The 3,360-nt window shown below is 40.1% G+C and carries 4 protein-coding genes; all 4 read right to left on the bottom strand.

Features of this window, described 5'->3' with window-relative positions; genetic code table 11:
* Nucleotides 1-656: HNH endonuclease signature motif containing protein (locus tag B9J84_RS08685; RefSeq protein WP_143698848.1), on the bottom strand; the 656-nt coding region annotated here is incomplete at its 3' end.
* A 141-nt stretch (nucleotides 657-797) separates the two neighbouring features.
* Nucleotides 798-1,568: an alpha/beta fold hydrolase gene (locus B9J84_RS08680; protein ID WP_094123963.1), complete on the bottom strand. Its 771-nt coding sequence runs from the start codon at nucleotides 1,566-1,568 to the stop codon at nucleotides 798-800.
* A 191-nt stretch (nucleotides 1,569-1,759) separates the two neighbouring features.
* Nucleotides 1,760-2,623, bottom strand: coding sequence for a hypothetical protein (locus tag B9J84_RS08675; protein WP_094123962.1), 864 nt, complete (start codon nucleotides 2,621-2,623; stop codon nucleotides 1,760-1,762).
* Nucleotides 2,624-2,778: 155 nt separating this feature from the next.
* Complete coding sequence (locus B9J84_RS08670; RefSeq protein WP_094123961.1) at nucleotides 2,779-3,288, bottom strand: AAA family ATPase; 510 nt, start codon at nucleotides 3,286-3,288, stop codon at nucleotides 2,779-2,781.
* Between the last annotated feature and the right edge of the window lie 72 nt (nucleotides 3,289-3,360).

Genomic DNA, 3,360 nt, shown 5'->3' with positions numbered 1-3,360 from the left:
ATCATCATTCCATTACGATACCAATATTTTTCACCCTTTTTTGCTTCACAGTTATTTATTTGTATAAAACCAAATTGGAGATTTAGGTCAATAACTCTTTTATCTTTATAGTCTGTTACTCTTAGCATTAATTCCCTACTTTTAGCCGAGAGGATTTGATATATATCACCAACTCTCATGCCATTGGTAATATCAAAGTATCTCTCTCCTGATTCGAGATCAACACCAAATATTATACGTTCATCACCCGATGGCAGTATTTCAACATACTGCTCCAATAAGATATGTTCCTCAGAAAAAAAAGACATTATGTTATCTTTTCTATCTATATTGAGCCAACCATTGAAATCACGGGTAATCGTGCGACCAGTGTAGTCAATTTCTAGTTTGACAGTTACCCTATTATTTTGAGCATGAATCAAACCATGGCAAACCCTACACAATAGAACACACTTATCTACTTCATCTAGCTGTTCTTTACTAATACGTTTTCTTATTAAACTATTGTAATTCTTCGCTTTCTTACCAGGATCTATATGGTGAAGTTCAAACATACGGTTAAACGTTCCATATCGCTCAACCATCTCACACACGCTCATTCCACATAGCTTGCAGCTATTACCCTTGTACTCATAAAGCAATGATTTATCGCTCATATTGCTTACCTCCATGTACCCTAACGCCCGCCTAAGGGGCTGGCAACGCATTAACACTAAACTCAAACACAACAACCATAACCACCGCGGCTAAATGGGACTGGAAATGCCACGCGTTGACAGTCCCTCTTGAGGCGTTTGTTAGTTTTTGTGCTGCGACAAGAACTGTTTTAGCATTTCACCCACTAATTCTGGTGACTCTTGGTGAGATGAATGTGCTGTCAATGGGATATTGGCAAAACTACAACCTGCGATTTTCGACTTTAAAGCCACCGCCTCATCCAACGAAAACAAGAAGTCATTATCACCTCGCATTACTAACGTCGGGCAACGAATTTTTTCAACTAACTCGTCTGGATAACCAGATTCTGTTGTATCCAGCCAGACGGCTTTTACCATGTCTACGAGCTTAGGAAAATCTGGTTTAGGGTTTGAGGCCTCATAAAATGCAACATCATCTGCAAACCTTGATACCCAAAATTCAGCCGTCAAACCACTTAACAATTCAATTGATGGGTCATCTGCCTCCAATCGCCACTGCGAACCCAGTGTCACCAAACAAGACACTCTTTCTGGCTCTTGTGCTGCTAGACGATAACCCACGATGCCACCGTCACTGAAACCAAAAATTGAGTATTTCTCAATACCCAAATAACTAAGAATATGCTGGACATCTTGTTGATACTGCATGTAATTAAGCGGCAGTTCACCTAAGAGTGATTTTCCGTGACCACGAAAATCTATGCTTATCAACTGATAGTCTGTAGATACATATCTGTGAATTGGCGTTAACTCATTCAGCGAACCAAGCCCGCCATGAAGCATCAATAATGGCTCACCCTCAGGATTGCCGGAAAGTTCGTAATAAATCTCCGAGCCATTGACGCCTATATAACCATTTCTATTTTTCATTTTGTCGACCAACTGTATTTTTATTGATTTGACCGGAAAAAACTAACGCCCAATTAAGGTGTGAAGCACGCGACCACAACACTCAATTTGACCACCGTAATCACTGAACTAAACCCAAACCAAAAATGCCAAGCGTGCTGAATCACTCTTAAATTGTTTGTTAGTTGCGTTCGGTTCAAAAAGTAAGCGCGTTACGGTATGTCAAAAATTAACTGCCAGTCGCACGGACCTCCTGCATTGAATATATTTTCGTCATCAGGATCTTCATCATCATCCCAAGCACCCATAAAGTCTTCCGTTTGCCCTTCCGTCATAAAGCAAACTAAGTTGTACGGACGCCTAATTTTTCTTTTGACATAACTTAGACGCATCGCATCATAACGATCTACAAACTCAAAACCCTCAACCTCAATGCAAATAATTTTATCCATATCACCCCAATTCACTACAAATGCATCATTAGGGGCATTTTTATCAACTGACGACTCCAATAATACCGAATTAAACTGAGCCACTTCGGCTAAAAGAGTGCAGATTGCAACTATGTCATAGTCATCTGATAGATTTTCGTCTCCACTTGCAGGAGCTCGGTAAGAAATAATTTCTCTTTGTGCTTTGAGCAACGAGCACGCTTGCTTTATTTCTTGGGCTTTTTCTTGGTTGAATTTAGCCAACCAATCCATAGCTAAATTGATAGCCTTAGTATGTGATATTTGAATCAGCTTACCATCATCCCATGATAATTCTGGCAAGGTATAAACTATACACCTGAGCAAAGATAAAACCGCATAGTAATGTAAGTAGGGTTTAACAATGCGAAGGTTTTTTTCCTCGGCATATTCAGCATTCATTAGCAAAACTGTCGAGTTCAAAATCATCTTTGTTGCAAAATAACAGCGACAAGTCCATTCCGAGTTTAATTCGCTATTCCAGGTCTTAGTCAATTTCGCATACTTTTGCAAAATATCGCCAGTAACCTTGGCGCATTTCTTATCATTGCAAATTTCTTCTAGTTCACGAAATGCATAGAACCATTCTCTACTGCTAAATGACAACCTAATACCTCTCAATGTCAAAACTAACTGCTAGCAACTAACGCCCAATTAAGGTGTGAAGCACGCGACCACAGCACTAAATTTGAACACCGTAAACACTAAATTAGACCCAAACCAAAAATGCCAAGCGTGCTGAATCACTCTTAAATTGTTTGTTAGCATGTTGTTTCCGCTACAAACTCATTCACTTGAGAGCGTGTAGTGAAACGTACTTTAGTACCGTGAAAATCACTGAACAATTGCTGATGAAACTGTCGTGAACTTTTGGATTCTCGAACCGAGTATTCAGAAGCCCATTTCAATAATTCACGAAAATTATTCTCCGCCTGTTCCTCATTAAGTTGCTTCGAGCTCTCCGAACCACGCGCATAAAGAGAGTTTTTACATTCAGACCATTCCAAATCCAAAAATAACAGCATGTCAGCAGAAAAAATAAGCTGTTCGGCTAAAGCACCAAATACCCCCTCAACTACCCAGTTGCATTGAGACTTTATACTAGCAATTTCATTTTCGATTGCTCCGGTGGAGCGTTTTTGATTATAGCCACCTGGCTCCCATACAATCGAGTCCAAGTTAACTTCTTGCAACTGAAGTTTTCGGGATAACTGTTTCGATAGCCAACTCTTGCCTGAGCCAGAATTACCAATGATGAGAATTTTCTTCATATTACTCCCGCATGCTAACGCCCGCTTAAGGGGCTGACAACGCTACTACCAAGCCTCCGCATAACACCGTAA

The sequence above is a fragment of the Vibrio sp. V03_P4A6T147 genome, assembly GCF_002241085.1.
Classification (GTDB): domain Bacteria; phylum Pseudomonadota; class Gammaproteobacteria; order Enterobacterales; family Vibrionaceae; genus Vibrio; species Vibrio anguillarum.
The sequence above is the reverse complement of the archived record's forward strand: the minus strand, read 5'-3'. Positions and strand labels throughout refer to the sequence as shown.